This window comes from Paraburkholderia sp. RL18-101-BIB-B (assembly GCF_046026985.1).
In the GTDB taxonomy this organism is placed as follows: Bacteria; Pseudomonadota; Gammaproteobacteria; order Burkholderiales; family Burkholderiaceae; genus Paraburkholderia.
The window spans coordinates 519,752-538,029 of the sequence record NZ_JARESV010000003.1 but is presented as its reverse complement, the minus strand read 5'-3'; the positions used below and the strand labels follow the sequence as shown (position 1 = coordinate 538,029).

Sequence of the window (18,278 nt, the reverse complement as noted above, 5' to 3'; positions counted from 1 at the left end):
GGAGCTGGCCAAGCTCATCAAGATCAAACCGGGTGACCGTTTCTCGGCTGAAAAGCTGCAAGCCACCACCAAGGCTATCGTCGACAAGCTCGGCGAATACGGCTACGCGTTCGCCACCGTCAATGCGCAGCCGCAGATCGATCAGGCCAATCATAAGGTCGACCTCACGTTGCAGGTGGACCCGAGCCGCCGCGTCTACGTGCGCCGCATCAACGTGGTCGGCAACACGCGTACGCGTGACGAAGTGGTGCGCCGCGAAATGCGCCAGCTCGAAAGCTCGTGGTTCGATTCGAACCGCCTCGCGCTGTCGAAAGACCGGATCAACCGTCTCGGCTACTTCACGGATGTGGACGTGACCACGGTGCCGGTCGAAGGCACGCCGGACCAGGTCGACGTCGACGTCAAGGTGGCCGAAAAGCCGACGGGCGCGATCACGCTGGGCGCGGGCTTCTCGTCGACCGACAAGGTGGTGCTCTCGGCAGGCGTGTCGCAGGACAACGTGTTCGGTTCGGGTACGAGCCTCGCGGTGAACGTGAATACCGCCAAGACGTATCGTACCTTGACGGTCACGCAGGTCGACCCGTACTTCACGGTCGACGGCATCAAGCGCATTACCGACGTCTATTACCGCACGTATCAGCCGCTGTACTACTCGACGGATTCGAGCTTCAAGATCGTCACGGTCGGTGGCGACCTGAAGTTCGGTATTCCGTTCTCCGAAGTCGACACGGTGTACTTCGGTGCCGGCCTCGAGCAGAACCAGCTGGATGTCGACGCGAACACGCCGCAGAGTTACATCGACTACGTGAACGAGTTCGGCCGTGTGTCGAACAACGTGCCGATCACGGTGGGCTGGTCGCGCGACGCGCGAGACAGCGCGCTGGTGCCGAGCCGCGGTTACTTCACGCAGGCGAACGCTGAATACGGCACGCCGATCGGCGGCACGCAGTACTACAAGGCCGACATCAACGCGCAGTACTATTATTCGTTTGCGCGCGGCTTCGTGCTGGGCTTCAACTTCCAGGGCGGTTACGGTAACGGCCTCGGCGGCAAGCCTTATCCGATTTTCAAGAACTACTATGCGGGTGGTATCGGTTCGGTACGGGGCTACGAGCCGAGCTCGCTGGGTCCGCGCGACGCCAAGACGAACGACCCGATCGGCGGCTCGAAGCTGCTGGTGGGTAACATCGAGTTGACGTTCCCGCTGCCGGGCACGGGCTACGACCGCACGCTGCGTGTCTTCACGTTCCTCGACGCCGGTAACGTCTGGGGTACGGAAGGCAACAGTATCGGCGCCAACGGCCTGCGTTACGGTTACGGTGTCGGTCTCGCGTGGATCTCGCCGATCGGCCCGCTCAAGCTCAGCTTGGGTTTCCCGCTGGTCAAGCATGAAGGTGACCAGTATCAGAAATTCCAGTTCCAGATCGGGACGGCATTCTGATCCGGCGGCGGACGGTTCCCGGCGGCCGGCCCGGCCAAACTACAGTATCGAGAGGATGACTTTGCTAACCGGTATGTTTTCGAAACGTGTGGCGTGCGCGCTGGCGCTGGCAATGACCTTGGGTGTCGGGGTTGCCCATGGGCAGGAGGCCAGGATCGCGGCGGTGAATTCCGACCGTATCCTGCGCGAATCCGCTGCCGCGAAGGCTGCGCAGGTCAAGCTCGAGGCCGAGTTCGCCAAGCGTGACAAGGACCTTGCCGACATGGCGCAGAAGCTGAAGTCGATGTCCGATTCCCTCGACAAGAACGGCGCGTCCATGTCGCCGGCCGATCGCGCGCAGAAGCAGCGTGATCTGTCGCAGCTGGACACGGACTTCCAGCGCAAGCAACGCGAGTTTCGTGAAGATCTGAACCAGCGCCGCAACGAAGAGCTGGCGGCGGTGCTCGACCGCGCCAACAAGGTGATCAAGCAGATCGCCGAGGCGCAGCACTATGACCTGATCGTTCAGGAAGCGGTGTACGTGAGCCCGCGCATCGACATCACCGATCAGGTGCTCAAGGCGCTGGCGGCGTCGGGTAACTGAACGGGGCTGGCGGGCTGAGTGGTCCGGAGCAGGTAGACACAGGAGACAGGATAGGCATGGCATTTACGCTCGAGGACATCGTCCAACGGTTCGGCGGTGAAGTAGTCGGAGACGGTTCGCAGCGCGTCGGCGGTCTCGCGCCGCTCGACCAGGCAGGCCCGGACCAGTTGGCGTTCCTCGCCAATCCGAAGTACCTGTCGCAGGTCGAAACGACCCGTGCGGGCGCGGTGTTGATCAACGCCGACGACCTCGCCAAGCTCGCCTCCCGCGAGAATCGTAACTTCGTCGTCACGCCGAATCCGTACGCTTACTTCGCGCGCGTCGCACAAACCTTCATCGACCTCGCGGCACCCAAGGCGGCGCCCGGCGTGCATCCGAGCGCGACCATCGACCCGTCGGCACAGATCGCCGCGAGCGCGGTGATCGGCCCGCACGTCACGGTGGAAGCGGGCGCGGTGATCGGCGAAAACGTGCGGCTCGACGCCAATGTCGTGATCGGCCGTGGCACGCGCATCGGCGCGGGCTCGCATCTTTATCCCAATGTCGCGGTGTACCACGGTTGCAAGCTCGGCGAGCGCGTGATCGTGCATGCGGGCGCGGTGATCGGCTCGGACGGTTTCGGTTTCGCGCCGGATTTCGTCGGCGAGGGTGAGGCGCGTACCGGAAGCTGGGTGAAGATTCCGCAGGTCGGCGGCGTGTCGATCGCGGCAGATGTCGAAATCGGCGCGAACACCACCATCGACCGTGGCGCCATGGCCGACACGATCATCGAAGAGTGCGTGAAGATCGACAACCTCGTGCAGATCGGCCACAACTGCAAGGTCGGCGCCTATACGGTGATCGCCGGCTGCGCGGGCATCGCGGGCAGCACCACGATCGGGCGTCATTGCATGATCGGCGGCGCGGTCGGGATTGCCGGACACGTCACGCTGGCCGACTATGTGATCGTCACGGCAAAGTCGGGCGTCTCGAAGTCGCTGCTCAAGCCTGGTATGTACACCAGTGCCTTCCCGGCCGTGAACCATGCAGACTGGAACAAGAGCGCGGCGTTGCTGCGCAATATCGACAAACTCCGCGATCGTATCAAGGCGCTTGAAAACGCCGCGGCGGAGAAGCAAGACAGCCCCGTGGCCAACGCAGCAAGCAAGGCCGCAGGCGACAAAGTCTGAAAATCTTAAGGCAACTGGCTAGGCATTTCGCAGGGCAACCTGCCGGCTCCGCGTAAAATGGCGGGCAAGCATCAGGAAGCAAAGTCGGTTGCCGTGACCGGGTGGCGCGGCCGCCGGGTCACGGCGAGCGCCGGCAGCACGCGTTACCAACCCACCTGCACCAGCATCCGCAGTCATCACCGCGCAGTCAATGCGTGAGCAGAAACACCATGAGCACCGAAAAAATCAATCTCGACATTCATAAGATTCTCACGCTGCTGCCACATCGTTACCCGATCCTGCTGGTCGACCGGGTGCTCGAACTCGAGCCGCACAAGAGCATCAAAGCGTTGAAGAACGTGTCGATCAACGAACCGTATTTCCAGGGTCATTTCCCGACCCGTCCGGTGATGCCGGGCGTGTTGATTCTCGAAGCGCTCGCGCAAACGGCGGCGCTGCTGACGTTTTCGGAAGAGCCGAGCGACCCGTCGAACACGCTGTATCTGTTCGTCGGCATCGACAACGCGCGCTTCAAGCGCGTGGTGGAACCGGGCGATCAGCTGATCCTGAACTGCACGTTCGAACGTCACATGCGCGGTATCTGGAAGTTCAAGGCGCGCGCCGAAGTGGATGGCGCGGTCGCGGCGGAAGCCGACCTGATGTGCGCGGTGCGGCACACGGACAAGGACGCTTAACGCGCTTAGCGCTTAAACCAGCGTCCGGGCGGTCGGCGGCGTCATGCGCGCGCCGCCCGCCCGCCAGATGCCCATCCAGACAACGCAACAGAATCAGAAGCGAGGACGCATGAGCAGGATTCATCCCACTGCGATCGTCGAACCGGGCGCACAACTCGACGAATCCGTCGAAGTCGGACCGTATGCCGTGATCGGCGCACATGTGACGATCGGCGCGCGGACCACGGTCGGTTCGCACAGCGTGATCGAAGGTCACACGACGCTCGGCGAAGACAACCGGATCGGCCACTATGCATCGGTTGGCGGCCGTCCGCAGGACATGAAGTACAAGGACGAGCCGACCCGGCTCGTGATCGGCAACCGCAACACGATCCGCGAGTTCACCACGATCCACACCGGCACGGTGCAGGACGCGGGCGTCACCACGCTCGGCGACGACAACTGGATCATGGCCTACGTGCACATCGGGCACGATTGCCACGTCGGCAACAACGTCATTCTGTCGAGCAACGCGCAGATGGCCGGCCACGTCACGATCGGCGACCACGCGATTATCGGCGGCATGTCGGGCGTGCATCAGTTCGTGCGCATCGGCGCGTATTCCATGCTGGGCGGCGCTTCGGCGCTGGTGCAGGACATTCCGCCGTTCGTGATCGCCGCGGGCAACAAGGCCGAGCCGCACGGCATCAATGTGGAAGGGTTGCGCCGCCGCGGTTTCTCGCCGGACGCGATCTCGGCGCTACGCGCGGCGTATCGCGTGTTGTACAAGAACGGCCTGTCGCTGGAAGAGGCGAAGGTGCAGTTGCGCGAACTCGCGTCCGCGGGCGGCGATGGCGATGCGCCGGTGCAGACGCTGCTCGCGTTCGTCGAAGCGTCGCAACGCGGCATCATCCGCTAACCGATGGCATTGCAACCCAGTCCATTGCGCGTCGCGATGGTGGCCGGCGAGCCGTCCGGCGACCTGCTGGCGGCCTCGCTGCTCGACGGCCTCGCGAGCCGTCTGCCTGCCGGCACCCAGTACTACGGGATCGGCGGCCCGCGCATGATCGCCACGGGCTTCGACGCTCACTTCCCGATGGAAAAGCTGTCGGTGCGCGGCTATGTCGAGGCACTGAAGCATATTCCCGGCATCCTCGGCATTCGCAACGAACTGAAACGCCAGTTGCTGGCTGAGCCGCCGTCGGTGTTCGTCGGCGTGGATGCGCCCGATTTCAACTTCGGGCTCGAACATCCGTTGCGCGATGCGGGGATTCCAACCGTTCACTTCGTGTGCCCGTCCATCTGGGCGTGGCGCGGCGGCCGTATCAAGAAGATCGCCAAGGCGGTCGACCACATGCTGTGCGTGTTCCCGTTCGAAACGGCGCTGCTGGAGAAGGCGGGCGTCGCGGCATCGTACGTGGGCCATCCGCTCGCGGACGAAATTCCACTGGTGCCGGACACGCTCGGCGCGCGCCGGACGCTGGGTCTGGCGGAAGATGGTCCGATCATCGCCGTGCTGCCGGGCAGCCGGCGCTCCGAGATCGACCTGATCGGCCCGACGTTCTTCGCCGCAATGGAAATGATGCAGCACCAGGAGCCGAGTCTGCGCTTCGTGATGCCGGCGGCCACGCCGGCGTTGCGCGAGATGCTGCGGCCGCTGGTCGATTCGCACCCCGGCCTCGCGCTGACGATTACCGACGGCCAGGCGCAGCTCGCCATGACCGCGGCCGACGCGATCCTCGTGAAGAGCGGTACCGTGACGCTCGAAGCGGCGCTGCTGAAAAAGCCGATGGTGATCTCGTACAAGGTGCCCTGGCTGACCGGTCAGATCATGCGTCGCCAAGGCTATCTGCCGTACGTCGGCCTGCCGAATATCCTGGCGGGGCGCTTCGTGGTGCCGGAGATCCTGCAGCATTTCGCCACGCCGCAGGCGCTGGCCGAAGCCACGCTGAAACAGTTGCGCGACGAGACCAACCGGCGCACGCTGACGGAAATCTTCACGGAGATGCATCACGTGCTGAAGCAGAATACCGCGCAGCGCGCGGCGGAAGTCGTGGCGAGCGTCATCGAAAAGCGGAAGGCGCGGCCGTGACCATGGCGCGCGCACCTCGCCGCAAAACCGTCGCGGGAGCGGCGGCGCAACAGGTCGGCCTGAACTTCGAGACGCCGGACGACGTTGTCTGCGGTGTCGACGAAGCAGGGCGCGGCCCGCTAGCCGGCCCGGTCGTGGCCGCGGCGGTGATCTTCGACCCGTCCAGGCCGATGATTCGCGGCCTCGACGACTCCAAAGCGCTGAGCGCGAAAAAGCGCGACGAACTGTACGACAAGATCATCGACCGGGCGCTGGCTTACTGCGTCGCGTCGGCATCGGTCGAAGAAATCGATTCGCTCAATATTCTGCACGCCACCATGCTGGCCATGAAGCGCGCCGTGGAAGGCCTGTCCGTCGTGCCGACGCTTGTGAAGATCGACGGCAATCGCTGTCCGACGCTGAGCGTGCGCAGTGAAGCGGTGATCGGCGGCGACGCGCTCATCAAAAGCATCTCGGCGGCGTCGATTCTCGCCAAGGTCACGCGTGACCGGATGCTGCTCGAATTGCATCAGACGTATCCCGTCTACGGCTTCAACGCGCATGCCGGTTACGGCACGCCGCAGCATCTCGCGGCGCTGCGCGAGCATGGGCCTTGCGAGCATCATCGGCGCTCGTTCGCGCCGGTGCGTGAAGCGCATCTGCGCTTCGGCACGGGCGTGCCGCTACCGTCGGGTGAAGTGATCGTCGTGTCCGAAGTCATGTTCGACGACGACGCCTTCGGCGAACACCGCGCCAGCGCCGCCTGAACGTCATACGAGCGCCCCGTGAGCGCCGCGTATACCCCACCCTTTCCTTATTCTCACTGTCTTCGCTGCCTGTGAAAGCCATCACCTCGCGGGACAATCCGCTCTACAAGCGCCTGAAGGCATTGGCCGGCTCGACGCATCAACAGCGCAAGAGCGGCCACGCGCTGCTCGAAGGGTTTCATCTCGCGAGCGCGTATCTCGACGTCGCCGGGCAACCGGAAATGTGCATCGTCACCGACGACGCGCTGCGCCACGACGAAGCGCAGGCGATCGTCTCGCGCATCGAAGATCATCGTCTCGTGACGCTGCCGGACGCGTTGTTCGGGCAGTTGTCGAATGTCGTGCACGGCGTGGGCATTCTGCTGCTGGTCGAAAAGCTCGACTCGCCGCTGCCCGACACGGTTGCGCAAACGTGTCTCGTGCTCGACGGCGTGCAGGACGCTGGCAATGTCGGCTCGATTCTGCGCAGCGCGGCGGCCGCGGGCATTCAACAGGTGTTCTGCGCGCCGGGCACGGCGTACGCGTGGTCGTCGAAAGTCTTGCGCTCGGGCATGGGCGCGCACTTCCTGCTGCAGATTCACGAAGATGTGGAAGCGCAGGGGTTGATCGAGCGTCTCGCGGTGCCGATCGTGATCACGGATTCGCACGGCGCCGAGGCGATCTACGAATGCGATCTGAGCGGACCGCTCGCGTGGGTATTCGGCAACGAAGGGGCGGGCGTCTCGCCGATCTGGCGCGATGCGGTTTCGTTGCGGGTGACGATTCCTCAGCCGGGCGGCATGGAGTCGTTGAATGTGGCCGCCGCGGCGGCTGTGTGCGTATTCGAGCAGTGCCGGCAGCAGCGCGGCCGTAGTTGACACGAAAGACACGCGCGTTGCCGCGCGTGTCTCTGCTTCAAGCCGGCGGGCTTATATCGAGCCTCACGCGCGGGCTCAATAAGACGGCCGGTCCAGCTTGATTTCCTGCAGGATCGTCGTCGCGATCTCTTCGATCGACTTGTGCGTCGACGACAACCACTTGATCCCTTCACGCCGCATCATCGCTTCGGCTTCGTTGATTTCATAACGGCAATTCTCCGGCGCGGCGTACTTGCTGCCGGGCCGGCGCTCGTTGCGAATCTCGGAAAGCCGCTGCGGATCGATCGACAAACCGAACATCTTCTGCCGATGCGCCAGTAGCGGCGTAGGCAATTTGCCGCGTTCGAAATCTTCCGGAATCAGCGGATAGTTGGCCGCTTTCACGCCATACTGCATGGCCAGATAGAGGCTCGTTGGCGTCTTGCCGCTGCGCGATACGCCGACCAGAATCACGTCGGCGTCGGCCAGATTGCGGTTCGATTGACCGTCGTCGTGAGCGAGCGAGAAATTGATCGCCTCGATCCGGTTCTTGTACTCCTCGGTGTCCGCGTTCTGGTGGCCGCGACCCATCGCGTGGCTCGACTTCAGTTCCAGTTCCTGTTCGAGCGGCTCGACGAACGTCTGAAACATGTCCAGCACGAGCGCATTCGAGCCTTTGACGATCTGATTCGACGCGCTGTCCACCAGCGTCGTGAAGACGATCGGACGGCGGCCGTCCTGCAGGATCGCTTCGTTGATCTTTTCTAGCGTGGCATAGGCCTTTTCCGTCGAGTCGACGAAGGGCACGCGAACCAGGCGGAATTTCTGGTCGAACTGGGAGAGGATCGAATGCGCGAAGGTTTCGGCAGTGATCCCGGTACCGTCGGAGACGATGAATACGGTGGGCGGCATCAGTGGGGCTGGGGAACGTGAGCGGAAAAAAGCGCTCGAAAGAAACATCGCTATGTCGACGACGCTGCCCGGTGGCTAACCGGAGACTGCAGCGGCACTCGACCAGCGCGCCGTGGGCACCGCAACTGCGCCCGGATGGCGGCGGGGCCTCGCAAAAGCCCGTCGGCCGGTCCGGGGCGCGATTCGAGGCGCAATTCTCGTCCGACTGTCACATTTTGAGAGTCGGCACGGTAGAATAGCGGCAACCTGTTGGATAAGCAATTGCAGGCGATTGGCGTCTAACTCACCGCGAACCGTCGTTCAACGCCTCGCTTTTGGCCGGTATTTTAGTCGCCAAGTTGCGGCGAACGTGGTGGATCGCTCGGTAAATTCGTCCATTCGCCTTCTTCGTCGCACATCGGGCGTTTCTGGCAATTTGCAGCGATTGCTTCTCCAACAGGTTGTGCAAGACGCGAGGTCACGCTTCCAATGGGCGTCTCGCGTTCGAGCCCACTTGCACAGCCGTGAATTTCTTTCACACTTAGGGGCTTGTATGACTAACGCAGTTACCGTCGCAAAGGATAAGGCGTATGTAGTTCCGTTTGAGCAGTTGCGGATGACCGACGTGGAAATCGTCGGTGGCAAGAACGCGTCGCTTGGCGAGATGATCAGTCAGCTCGCCGAGGCCGGCGTGCGCGTGCCAACCGGTTTCGCCACCACGGCGCTGGCTTTCCGCGACTTCCTGCATCACAACAACCTGACCGAACGCATCGCCAAACGTCTCGAGACGCTCGACGTCGACGACGTGAAGTCGCTCGCCGAAGCGGGCAAGGAAATCCGTCAATGGATCGTCGACGCGCCGATGCAGCCGCAACTCGAGGCCGACATCCGCGCGGGTTTCGACACCCTGCAAAACAGCTCGCCTGAAGAGCTGTCGTTCGCCGTGCGTTCCTCGGCGACGGCGGAAGACTTGCCGGACGCATCGTTCGCGGGTCAGCAGGAAAGCTACCTCAACGTGGTCGGCGTCGAAGACGTGCTCGATCGCATGAAGCACGTGTTCGCGTCGCTGTACAACGACCGCGCTATCTCCTATCGCGTCCACAAGGGCTTCACTCACGCTGAAGTCGCGTTGTCGGCGGGCGTGCAGCGCATGGTGCGCTCGGACGTCGGCGCGGCGGGCGTGATGTTCACGCTGGACACCGAGTCGGGCTTCAAGGACGCCGTCTTCATCACGTCGAGCTATGGCCTCGGCGAAACCGTGGTGCAAGGCGCGGTGAATCCAGACGAGTTCTACGTCTACAAGACCACGCTCGAACAAGGCAAGTACCCGATCATCCGCCGCTCGATCGGCTCGAAGCTGATCAAGATGGAATTCACCAAGGCGGGGGAAGCCGGCCGCGTGAAGACCGTCGACGTGGCGCACGAGCAGCGCAACCGCTTCTCGATCACGGACGAAGACGTGATCGAGCTGGCCAAATATGCCGTCATCATCGAAAAACACTACGAGCGTCCGATGGACATCGAGTGGGGCAAAGACGGCCGCGACGGCAAGATCTTCATTCTGCAGGCGCGTCCGGAAACGGTGAAGAGCCAGGCCGCGGGCAAGGCCGAGCAGCGCTTCAAGCTGAAGGGTCAATCGAACGTGCTGGCCACTGGCCGCGCAATCGGTCAGAAGATCGGCGCGGGTCCGGTGCGCGTGATTCACGATCCGTCGGAAATGGACCGCGTGCAGCCGGGCGACGTGCTGGTCGCCGACATGACCGACCCGAACTGGGAGCCGGTCATGAAGCGCGCTTCGGCGATCGTCACGAACCGTGGCGGGCGCACCTGCCACGCGGCGATCATCGCGCGTGAACTGGGCGTGCCGGCGGTGGTCGGCTGCGGCGACGCGACCGACGTGCTGAAGGAAGGCGCGCTGGTCACGGTGTCGTGCGCGGAAGGCGACGAAGGCAAGATCTACGACGGCCTGCTCGAAACCGAAATCACCGAAGTGCAGCGCGGCGAACTGCCGGAGATTCCGGTGAAGATCATGATGAACGTCGGCAACCCGCAGCTGGCCTTCGACTTCTCGCAACTGCCGAACGCAGGCGTGGGTCTGGCGCGGCTTGAGTTCATCATCAACAACAACATCGGCGTTCATCCGAAGGCGATTCTCGAGTACCCGAACATCGATCAGGACCTGAAGAAGGCCGTGGAAAGCGTCGCTCGCGGTCACGCATCGCCGCGCGCCTTCTACGTCGACAAGCTGACCGAAGGCATCGCCACGATCGCGGCGGCGTTCTATCCGAAGCCCGTGATCGTGCGTCTGTCGGACTTCAAGTCGAATGAGTACAAGAAGCTGATCGGCGGTTCGCGCTACGAGCCGGATGAAGAAAATCCGATGCTGGGTTTCCGTGGCGCGTCGCGCTACATTGCCGACGACTTCGCCGAAGCGTTCCAGATGGAATGCATCGCGCTGAAGAAAGTGCGCGAAGAGATGGGCCTCGACAACGTCGAGATCATGGTGCCGTTCGTGCGTACGCTGAAGCAGGCGGAGCGCGTGGTCGGGCTGCTGGCGAAGTACGGCCTGAAGCGCGGCGAAAATGGCCTGCGCCTGATCATGATGTGCGAAGTGCCGTCGAACGCGATTCTCGCCGAGGAATTCCTGCAATTCTTCGACGGCTTCTCGATCGGTTCGAACGACCTGACGCAGCTCACGCTCGGCCTCGACCGCGATTCCGGCATGGAACTGCTGGCGGTGGATTTCGACGAACGCGACCCGGCGGTCAAGTTCCTGTTGAAGCGCGCGATCGACACGTGTCTGCGACTGGACAAGTACGTCGGTATCTGCGGCCAGGGCCCGTCGGATCATCCGGATTTTGCGCAATGGCTGACCGATGAAGGCATCAAGTCGATCTCGCTGAACCCGGATACGATCATCGAGACGTGGCAGCAACTGGCGAAGTCGGCGAAGCAGTAAGGCGAACGGCATGCCGCTTTCTAAGCGGCATGCATAACGTGCGATGCGGCAGGTCAAGCGCGCGTCGAATGCACGTGAAACCGTGCTGCATCGTCCGTTTAAATGCGCTCGCTTCGTGCTATAAACACCCCGGTAGATCCGGGGTGTTTTGCTTTGTGGAGGTCGACGTGGCGCCAGGTGGACTGTTCTGGTGGATCGGGGCGGGTGTGCTGGTCGTGCTGGAGTTGCTCAGCGGCACTTTTTATCTGCTGATGATCGCGTTGGGCTGCGTGGCGGCCGCGATTGCGCACCTCGCGGGCGCCAGAGCCGACGTGCAGTTCGCGGTCGCGGCCGTGGTGGCGCTGGCGGCGGTCTTGCTGCTCAGACGTTCGCGGTTTGGCCGCAGAACGCGCAAGGAGGCGTCGCGCAACCCGGACGTCAATCTCGACATCGGTCAAACGCTCATCGTGCCGGTGTGGCACGAGCGCCGGGCGCGCGCCGACTATCGCGGCGCGGCATGGGACGTCGAACTGGCCGCGGGCGAGCCGGAAGACGCGCCGCTCTACGAAATTACGGAACTGCGCGGCAGCTGCCTCGTCGTGGTGGCGGCGCGTCATTCAAACACCCGGGCCACCGCGGCCTGAGCATTCGCACATCACACACATCACAAACAACTATTCGAACTACGGACCGGAGGGTAGTAATGGATTCGACCATCGTCGGGGCGGTGCTTCTGATCATCGTGATCGTCTTGGCGGCGCAGATCATCAAGATCGTGCCGCAGCAGCATGCGTGGGTCCTAGAGCGGCTCGGGCGCTATCACCGTACGCTGACGCCAGGTTTGAGCTTCGCGTTTCCGTTCGTCGACCGGATCGCGTATAAGCACATCCTCAAGGAAATTCCGCTCGAGGTGCCGAGCCAGGTCTGTATCACGCGCGACAACACGCAGTTGCAGGTGGATGGCGTGCTGTACTTTCAGGTTACCGATCCGATGAAGGCGTCGTACGGGTCGAGCAACTTTGTCTTCGCCATCACGCAGTTGTCGCAAACCACGCTGCGCTCGGTGATCGGCAAGCTCGAACTCGACAAGACTTTCGAGGAGCGCGACTTCATCAACCACAGCATCGTGTCGTCGCTCGATCAAGCTGCGACGAACTGGGGTGTGAAGGTGCTGCGCTACGAGATCAAGGACCTGACGCCGCCCAAGGAAATCCTCCACGCCATGCAGGCGCAGATCACCGCCGAGCGCGAGAAGCGAGCGCTGATTGCCGCGTCGGAAGGGCGCAAGCAGGAGCAGATCAATATCGCGTCCGGCGGCCGTGAAGCGGCGATCCAGAAGTCCGAAGGCGAGCGGCAGGCGGCGATCAATCAGGCGCAAGGTCAGGCGTCGGCGATTCTGGCCGTGGCCGAGGCCAACTCGCAGGCGATTCAGAAGATCGCGGCCGCGATCCAGTCGAACGGCGGGATGGAAGCCGTGAACCTCAAGGTGGCCGAACAATACGTGAACGCGTTCGGCAATCTGGCGAAGCAGGGCACCACGCTGATCGTGCCGGGCAATCTCGCGGACATGAGTTCGATGATTGCTTCGGCGCTGACTATCGTGAACAAAGGGAAGGGCGCGACTGAGGTGCGCTGAACGCGCTGAATGCTGCGACTGTGCTTTGACCTGCTGAATAGAGAAATGGCCCGCGGACAGTGCGGGCCATTTTCATTTGAACGCTTGGCGGGCCCGGTTGCCCGCCGCTTGCTATCCGGTCAGGGCGTTAGCGGTAACCGAAGCGTGGCATATCTACACACCACCCGCCGCCAATCAGGCCAATCCGCCGATCAGCTCGGCGAGCGCATCAAACGCGCCTTCTCACGTTCCCAATCGCGTTTCTTCTCGGTCTCGCGCTTGTCGTGCTGCTTCTTACCCTTGGCGAGACCAATCTCGCATTTGACGCGGCCGCCCTTGTAGTGAAAGTTCAGCGGCACGAGCGTGTAGCCACGCTGCTCGACCTTGCCGATCAGTTTGCTGATCTCTTCGCTATGCAACAGCAGCTTGCGCGTGCGTACCGGGTCGGGGTTGATATGGGTCGAGGCTTCGGGCAACGGGCTGATGTGCGTGCCGATCAGGAACAGTTCGTTATTCTTGATAACGACGTAACCTTCCTTGATCTGGCCGCGCCCGGCGCGCAGCGCCTTGACCTCCCATCCTTCGAGCACGAGCCCTGCTTCATAGCGTTCTTCGACCGAGTAGTCGTAGAAGGCTTTTCTGTTGTCGATGATGCTCATGAATGGAAAGTGCCCAACTCGTTTAAAATCACGATTTTAGCAAAGCGGGGCGAGGAAAGCCCGCTGCGCTCGTCCACCCTTGCCACGCGCTGTTCAATTTATGGCAGATGTCCAGAAAACCGTGTTGATCCGCCATTCGGCGGAACAGATGTTCGACCTCGTCACCGACGTCGCCGATTACCCCAACTTCCTGCCTTGGTGCGGGGGAGTCGAAATCCGCCGCCGGGACGAAACCGGTATGGAGGCGAAGATCGATATCAACTTCAAGGGCATCAAGCAGCACTTCGCCACGCGCAACAGCATGGAGCGGCCCACGCGCATCGACATGGAGTTCGCGGACGGCCCGTTTCGCAAGTTCACCGGTTTCTGGCGTTTTACGCCATTGCGCGCCGACGCCTGCAAGATCGAATTCGCGCTGCACTACGAATTCACCAACATCATCCTCGAGAAGATCATTGGACCGGTGTTCAACCACATCGCCAATACCTTTGTCGAATCGTTCGTGAAGCGCGCCGATCAGCGCTACGGTAAGGCATGAGCGCGCGCTTGTCGATTGAAGTCTGCTATGCGTCGGCTGGCGAGCAGGCGTTGATTGCCGTGGAGTTGCCCGCAGGCGCCACGCTGCAGCAGGCGCTGGACGCGAGCGGCATCTTGCGGCGTTTCCCGCAGATCGATCTGGGCACGCAGAAAGTGGGTGTGTTCGGCAGGCTCAAGCCGCTCGACACGGTGCTGGCCGACCACGATCGGGTGGAGATTTACCGGCCGCTGCTGGTCGATCCGAAGGTGTCGCGTCAGCGGCGCGTCGAGAAGACCCGCAAGGCGGGCTCGATCGAAGGGCGTCGCTGGCAGAACAAGGATTCGCGGTAGGCGGATCTTTGCGTGGCCAGGCAAGGCAGCTGCCACGAACTGCTTCTGTCAAGCCTCAGTCGAGCCGCGTCCACGCTCACGAACTGCGCCGTCAATCCTGACACAAGCCACGTCCCAGCCCACGTTCCGCGTCATGGCGCCGACACTTGCGGCTTTTTCTTCAACCGTGCGACCGTGGACGTGTCGTCGTCCGCATGCTGGCGCACCGACCAGCAGACGCCAGCCACCAGCAGCAGAATTGCTGCCAGTTCCAGCGGACGCGGCAGTCGCTGGTCATAAATGAACGCATAAAGCAGCGCGAAAAGCGTCTCGAACACGATCATCTGGCCGGAGAGCGTCAGCGGCAGCCGTTTCGATGCGGCATTCCACAGCCCGTTGCCGAGCCACGATGCGCCGATCGCGAGCCCGAGATTGAGCATCCAGAAGGTGTGCCAGCGGCCGTCGGCCAGTTCGCCTTGCGGGCCGCCCGCCGGCAGCACGGCGATCACGAGCCACAGCGCCGCGCCGAGCGCGCCCGTCACCACGCCCCACAGAACCGACCACTCATTGCCGCTGAAATGCGTCTGACGCTGCAGGTAGCGGGCGTTTTCGACCGCGAACCACGTCCAGCATCCGAGCGCGCCGACCGCGCAGGCCAGTCCGATCAGCTTGGTGACGACGCTCACCGGCGTGCTGTCCGCCACCGTGAACACATCGATGTTGATACAGGCGATGCCCGCCATCACCATCGTCAGCGGCCAGGCGAGGCGGGCGAGCGGCACCGCGCCGTGATCGCGCCGGCCCAGCAGCGTCACCGTGACGGGCAGCACGCCGACGATCAGCGAGGCCGGCGCGATGCCGATCAGGTGCACGGCCGCCGTCAGCAGGAGGTAATAGAGCAGGTTGCCGGCCAAAGCCAGTTTCACCAGCGCGCCGAGGTCCTCGCGGGTCAGGCGTTTGACGAGCGAGCGCGCCATCGGCAGCGCGGCGGCCAGCGAGACGATGCCGTACATCGTGTAGCGGCCCGCGCTCAGAAGCAGCGGTGAAAAGTCCGGCAGCACGCGCGGCACCAGAAAAACCATGCCCCATAAGGCCCCGGCCATTACTCCATATGCCACACCGCGCTGCATCGACTGCCCCTGCAAAATAACTGGAATGGTCGGCAGAATAGCCGGTTGGCGGACCGGGCGTCTTGTTCGATTCTGCATTCCGGTGGTTTTTGTGCGCTTTGAGCACGCGTTTTCATGTGCTCAACGGAGTTCGCGCGCTCGGCCGGCGGACCGTCCGCCGACGCGAATGAGCGGGATTTCGGGCCGCCGACACCCCGCTGCGCCCGAACGCGCAAACGAAACCCGATCGAACCCGAGGCGAACAGCCAAGCGAAATCCAGGGGCCCGATGGCGCGAAAAAAACCGCCCGAAATTCGCTAAGCTGCTGTTCGTGCAGTGAAAACCAGGGAGGTATCGCGTATAATTCGCTTTTGCGCCTATAGGATTTGCCATGCGTCTGATCCAAACAGCACTCACGTTCGATGACGTGCTCCTCGTCCCGGCTTTCTCCGATGTTCTGCCGCGCGACACCAGCCTCAAGACCCGGCTGACCCGCAACATCTCCCTGAATATGCCGCTCGTGTCCGCCGCCATGGACACCGTCACCGAAGCACGCCTCGCCATTGCGATGGCGCAAATGGGTGGCGTGGGCATCATCCACAAGAATCTCACCGCGGCCGAACAGGCGCGTGAAGTGGCCAAGGTCAAGCGCTTCGAATCGGGCGTCGTGCGTGATCCGATCACGGTGCCGCCGCAGATGAAGGTGCGCGACGTGATCGCGCTGTCGCAGCAGCATGGCATTTCGGGCTTCCCGGTCGTCGAAGGCGCGCAACTGATCGGCATCGTCACGAACCGCGACCTGCGCTTCGAAGAGCGTCTGGACGAGCCGGTGCGCAACATCATGACGCCGCGCGAGCGCCTCGTCACCGTCAAGGAAGGCACGCCGCTCGCCGAAGCCAAGGCGCTGATGCACAGCCACCGGCTGGAGCGCGTGCTGGTCATCAACGACGCATTTGAACTGCGCGGTCTGATGACCGTCAAGGACATCACCAAGCAGACCGAACACCCGGACGCGTGTAAAGACGAACACGGCAAGCTGCGCGCGGGCGCGGCGGTCGGCGTCGGCGCGGACAATGAAGAGCGCGTCGAACTGCTGGTGCAGGCGGGCGTCGACGTGATCGTCGTCGATACCGCGCACGGCCATAGCCAGGGCGTGCTCGAGCGCGTCAAGTGGGTCAAGCAGAACTTCCCGCACGTCGAAGTGATCGGCGGCAACATCGCCACCGCGGCGGCCGCCAAGGCGCTCGTCGAATACGGCGCGGACGGCGTGAAGGTCGGTATCGGCCCGGGCTCGATCTGCACGACGCGGATCGTCGCCGGCGTGGGCGTGCCGCAGGTCACCGCGATCTCCAACGTTTCCGAAGCGCTGAAGGGCACGGGCGTGCCGGTCATCGCCGACGGCGGCGTGCGCTTCTCGGGCGACGTCAGCAAGGCGTTGGCAGCCGGCGCGAATGCCGTGATGATGGGCAGCATGTTCGCCGGCACCGAAGAAGCGCCGGGCGACGTGTTCCTGTATCAGGGCCGCCAGTACAAGTCTTACCGTGGCATGGGCTCGGTCGGCGCGATGAAGGACGGCGCGGCGGACCGCTACTTCCAGGACAACTCCGCGAACATCGACAAGCTGGTGCCGGAAGGTATCGAAGGCCGCGTCGCCTACAAGGGTTCGGTCAACGCGATCCTGTTCCAGCTGATCGGCGGCGTGCGCGCCAGCATGGGCTACTGCGGCTGCCGCACCATCGCCGAGATGAACGACAAGGCCGAGTTCGTGCAGATCACGGGCGCGGGCTTGCGCGAGTCGCATGTGCATGATGTGCAAATCACCAAGGAAGCGCCCAACTACCACGTGGACTAAACGCCAATGAAGCCATTGCTGCGCGCTGTACTCATCCTCGATGCCTTGCTGTTGCTTGCGTTCGGTCTGCTGTTTCTGCTGACGCCGTGGACTTCGCTGTACAACGCGCTGCTTCTGGTGCAAACCCAGCCGGCTCTGGTCGGCCAGGGGTTTGGCGTGGCGCTGATCGGGCTCGCATGGCTGGCCTTTCACGCGTCGATCGACGGCGCGCTTACCTCCACGGTCGCCAAGGTGGTCGGTCATGTGAACTGGCTGACCGGCGTGCTGATGCTGATCTGGCTGCTCGGTCTGCATACGCCGGCGCTGACTGGTTTCGGGCAGATCGTCGCGGTGCTGACAGGCGTGGTGCTGCTGGTGATCGGCCTGGGTGGTGTGCGTTTGTCGGGCGCGGTGCGGCGGCGTGAAAGAGTGCGGCTCGCTGAAGCCGTCGCCGCCGAGCGTGCCGACAAGCAGGCGGCCAAAGACGCCGCGAAAGACGCGGCCAACCGGCGCGAGCCGGGCCATGTCACAGCGGGCTTCCCGGTCTATCACGCTGAGCCGGTCGTCGAGCCCGTCGTGCCGGTTACGCGGCCCGTCAGTGCCACAAGTCCTGTTGCAGGGGCACCGCTTCATCCGGTAGTCGACGAAGCCAGTCTGACGCCGTCCGAACGCGCAGCGCGGGCGCAAGCCGCGGCCGCGCGAGACGAAGCCCGCAACGGCGCGGCCGACGCGCCTGGCGCGCCCCGGCCGCCGTTTCATGGCTGACGCGTTGCGCGCCACGCCGTCCGCCGAAGCATTCGGATCTGGTTTGCGTGCGCCGCGGGCAAGAGCCTGCGGCGCCACCCGCGCCAACACGCTGCATCGTTACG

Annotated in this window: 18 protein-coding genes; 15 read left to right on the top strand and 3 right to left on the bottom strand. The window is 63.2% G+C overall.

The genetic code is table 11. From position 1 onward, the window contains the following. The 8 genes from bamA to P0D73_RS08310 all read left to right on the top strand — a co-directional run. On the top strand, positions 1 to 1,441 hold a 1,441-nt coding region (gene bamA, locus P0D73_RS08345), incomplete at its 5' end, for an outer membrane protein assembly factor BamA (protein ID WP_408430819.1). Between the two features lie 61 nt (positions 1,442 to 1,502). After that, positions 1,503 to 2,024: an OmpH/Skp family outer membrane protein gene (locus P0D73_RS08340; RefSeq protein WP_181916899.1), complete on the top strand. Its 522-nt coding sequence runs from the start codon at positions 1,503 to 1,505 to the stop codon at positions 2,022 to 2,024. Between the two features lie 56 nt (positions 2,025 to 2,080). Beyond that, positions 2,081 to 3,193: a UDP-3-O-(3-hydroxymyristoyl)glucosamine N-acyltransferase gene (gene lpxD, locus P0D73_RS08335; protein ID WP_408430817.1), complete on the top strand. Its 1,113-nt coding sequence runs from the start codon at positions 2,081 to 2,083 to the stop codon at positions 3,191 to 3,193. Between the two features lie 209 nt (positions 3,194 to 3,402). Beyond that, positions 3,403 to 3,867 carry a 3-hydroxyacyl-ACP dehydratase FabZ gene (fabZ, locus tag P0D73_RS08330; protein ID WP_020065638.1) on the top strand — a complete coding sequence of 155 codons (465 nt, stop codon included), beginning with the start codon at positions 3,403 to 3,405 and terminating at the stop codon, positions 3,865 to 3,867. 109 nt (positions 3,868 to 3,976) lie between these two features. Then, positions 3,977 to 4,765, top strand: coding sequence for an acyl-ACP--UDP-N-acetylglucosamine O-acyltransferase (gene lpxA / locus P0D73_RS08325; RefSeq protein ID WP_132373934.1), 789 nt, complete (start codon positions 3,977 to 3,979; stop codon positions 4,763 to 4,765). A gap of 3 nt (positions 4,766 to 4,768) precedes the next feature. Further along, a complete protein-coding gene (gene lpxB, locus P0D73_RS08320) occupies positions 4,769 to 5,938 on the top strand; it encodes a lipid-A-disaccharide synthase (RefSeq protein ID WP_132373935.1) in 1,170 nt (389 codons plus the stop codon). After that, complete coding sequence (gene rnhB / locus P0D73_RS08315; RefSeq protein WP_408175957.1) at positions 5,935 to 6,684, top strand: ribonuclease HII; 750 nt, start codon at positions 5,935 to 5,937, stop codon at positions 6,682 to 6,684. Before lpxB ends, rnhB begins: the two co-directional genes overlap by 4 nt. Before the next feature lie 71 nt (positions 6,685 to 6,755). Further along, positions 6,756 to 7,541, top strand: coding sequence for a TrmH family RNA methyltransferase (locus P0D73_RS08310; protein ID WP_408430814.1), 786 nt, complete (start codon positions 6,756 to 6,758; stop codon positions 7,539 to 7,541). A gap of 75 nt (positions 7,542 to 7,616) precedes the next feature. Here P0D73_RS08310 and ppsR read toward each other — a convergent pair whose 3' ends face one another. Then, positions 7,617 to 8,432: a posphoenolpyruvate synthetase regulatory kinase/phosphorylase PpsR gene (gene ppsR, locus P0D73_RS08305; RefSeq protein ID WP_041725110.1), complete on the bottom strand. Its 816-nt coding sequence runs from the start codon at positions 8,430 to 8,432 to the stop codon at positions 7,617 to 7,619. Positions 8,433 to 8,964: 532 nt separating this feature from the next. On the opposite strand from ppsR, the gene ppsA reads away from it, so the two are divergent. The 3 genes from ppsA to P0D73_RS08290 all read left to right on the top strand — a co-directional run bounded on the left by ppsA (position 8,965) and on the right by P0D73_RS08290 (position 12,985). Then, complete coding sequence (gene ppsA, locus P0D73_RS08300; protein WP_132373938.1) at positions 8,965 to 11,370, top strand: phosphoenolpyruvate synthase; 2,406 nt, start codon at positions 8,965 to 8,967, stop codon at positions 11,368 to 11,370. Positions 11,371 to 11,537: 167 nt separating this feature from the next. After that, entirely contained in the window at positions 11,538 to 11,993 is a 456-nt protein-coding gene (locus P0D73_RS08295) for an NfeD family protein (RefSeq protein ID WP_408175960.1), read from the top strand. Positions 11,994 to 12,052: 59 nt separating this feature from the next. Then, entirely contained in the window at positions 12,053 to 12,985 is a 933-nt protein-coding gene (locus tag P0D73_RS08290) for an SPFH domain-containing protein (RefSeq protein ID WP_168794362.1), read from the top strand. A 191-nt stretch (positions 12,986 to 13,176) separates the two neighbouring features. Here P0D73_RS08290 and smpB read toward each other — a convergent pair whose 3' ends face one another. Then, on the bottom strand, positions 13,177 to 13,623 hold the full coding sequence (gene smpB / locus P0D73_RS08285) for an SsrA-binding protein SmpB (RefSeq protein ID WP_042323149.1): 447 nt from the start codon (positions 13,621 to 13,623) through the stop codon (positions 13,177 to 13,179). Positions 13,624 to 13,723: 100 nt separating this feature from the next. Here smpB and P0D73_RS08280 point away from each other — a divergent pair, with 100 nt between their 5' ends. Both P0D73_RS08280 and P0D73_RS08275 read left to right on the top strand, forming a co-directional pair. Next, the gene (locus P0D73_RS08280; protein ID WP_012433427.1) at positions 13,724 to 14,161 is read left to right on the top strand and encodes a type II toxin-antitoxin system RatA family toxin; all 438 of its coding nucleotides are present in this window, start codon (positions 13,724 to 13,726) and stop codon (positions 14,159 to 14,161) included. Next, positions 14,158 to 14,490, top strand: a complete 333-nt coding sequence (locus P0D73_RS08275; RefSeq protein ID WP_408430811.1) for an RnfH family protein — start codon at positions 14,158 to 14,160, stop codon at positions 14,488 to 14,490. Before P0D73_RS08280 ends, P0D73_RS08275 begins: the two co-directional genes overlap by 4 nt. A 131-nt stretch (positions 14,491 to 14,621) precedes the next feature. Here P0D73_RS08275 and P0D73_RS08270 read toward each other — a convergent pair whose 3' ends face one another. Next, positions 14,622 to 15,599, bottom strand: coding sequence for a DMT family transporter (locus tag P0D73_RS08270; RefSeq protein WP_408430809.1), 978 nt, complete (start codon positions 15,597 to 15,599; stop codon positions 14,622 to 14,624). A gap of 370 nt (positions 15,600 to 15,969) precedes the next feature. On the opposite strand from P0D73_RS08270, the gene guaB reads away from it, so the two are divergent. Both guaB and P0D73_RS08260 read left to right on the top strand, forming a co-directional pair. Continuing rightward, entirely contained in the window at positions 15,970 to 17,430 is a 1,461-nt protein-coding gene (gene guaB / locus P0D73_RS08265; RefSeq protein ID WP_012433424.1) for an IMP dehydrogenase, read from the top strand. 6 nt (positions 17,431 to 17,436) lie between these two features. Then, a complete protein-coding gene (locus P0D73_RS08260; protein ID WP_132373944.1) occupies positions 17,437 to 18,174 on the top strand; it encodes a hypothetical protein in 738 nt (245 codons plus the stop codon). Positions 18,175 to 18,278 lie beyond the last annotated feature (104 nt).

What these genes read in the sequence shown, in the direction of transcription:
- ppsR (WP_041725110.1), bottom strand. Translation starts at nt 8,432, where the DNA reads ATGCCGCCCACCGTATTCATCGTCTCCGACGGTACCGGGATCACTGCC.
- P0D73_RS08275 (WP_408430811.1), top strand. Translation starts at nt 14,158, where the DNA reads ATGAGCGCGCGCTTGTCGATTGAAGTCTGCTATGCGTCGGCTGGCGAG.
- smpB (WP_042323149.1), bottom strand. Translation starts at nt 13,623, where the DNA reads ATGAGCATCATCGACAACAGAAAAGCCTTCTACGACTACTCGGTCGAA.
- P0D73_RS08290 (WP_168794362.1), top strand. Translation starts at nt 12,053, where the DNA reads ATGGATTCGACCATCGTCGGGGCGGTGCTTCTGATCATCGTGATCGTC.
- guaB (WP_012433424.1), top strand. Translation starts at nt 15,970, where the DNA reads ATGCGTCTGATCCAAACAGCACTCACGTTCGATGACGTGCTCCTCGTC.
- P0D73_RS08280 (WP_012433427.1), top strand. Translation starts at nt 13,724, where the DNA reads ATGGCAGATGTCCAGAAAACCGTGTTGATCCGCCATTCGGCGGAACAG.
- P0D73_RS08260 (WP_132373944.1), top strand. Translation starts at nt 17,437, where the DNA reads ATGAAGCCATTGCTGCGCGCTGTACTCATCCTCGATGCCTTGCTGTTG.
- lpxB (WP_132373935.1), top strand. Translation starts at nt 4,769, where the DNA reads ATGGCATTGCAACCCAGTCCATTGCGCGTCGCGATGGTGGCCGGCGAG.
- lpxA (WP_132373934.1), top strand. Translation starts at nt 3,977, where the DNA reads ATGAGCAGGATTCATCCCACTGCGATCGTCGAACCGGGCGCACAACTC.
- P0D73_RS08270 (WP_408430809.1), bottom strand. Translation starts at nt 15,599, where the DNA reads ATGCAGCGCGGTGTGGCATATGGAGTAATGGCCGGGGCCTTATGGGGC.
- fabZ (WP_020065638.1), top strand. Translation starts at nt 3,403, where the DNA reads ATGAGCACCGAAAAAATCAATCTCGACATTCATAAGATTCTCACGCTG.
- ppsA (WP_132373938.1), top strand. Translation starts at nt 8,965, where the DNA reads ATGACTAACGCAGTTACCGTCGCAAAGGATAAGGCGTATGTAGTTCCG.
- lpxD (WP_408430817.1), top strand. Translation starts at nt 2,081, where the DNA reads ATGGCATTTACGCTCGAGGACATCGTCCAACGGTTCGGCGGTGAAGTA.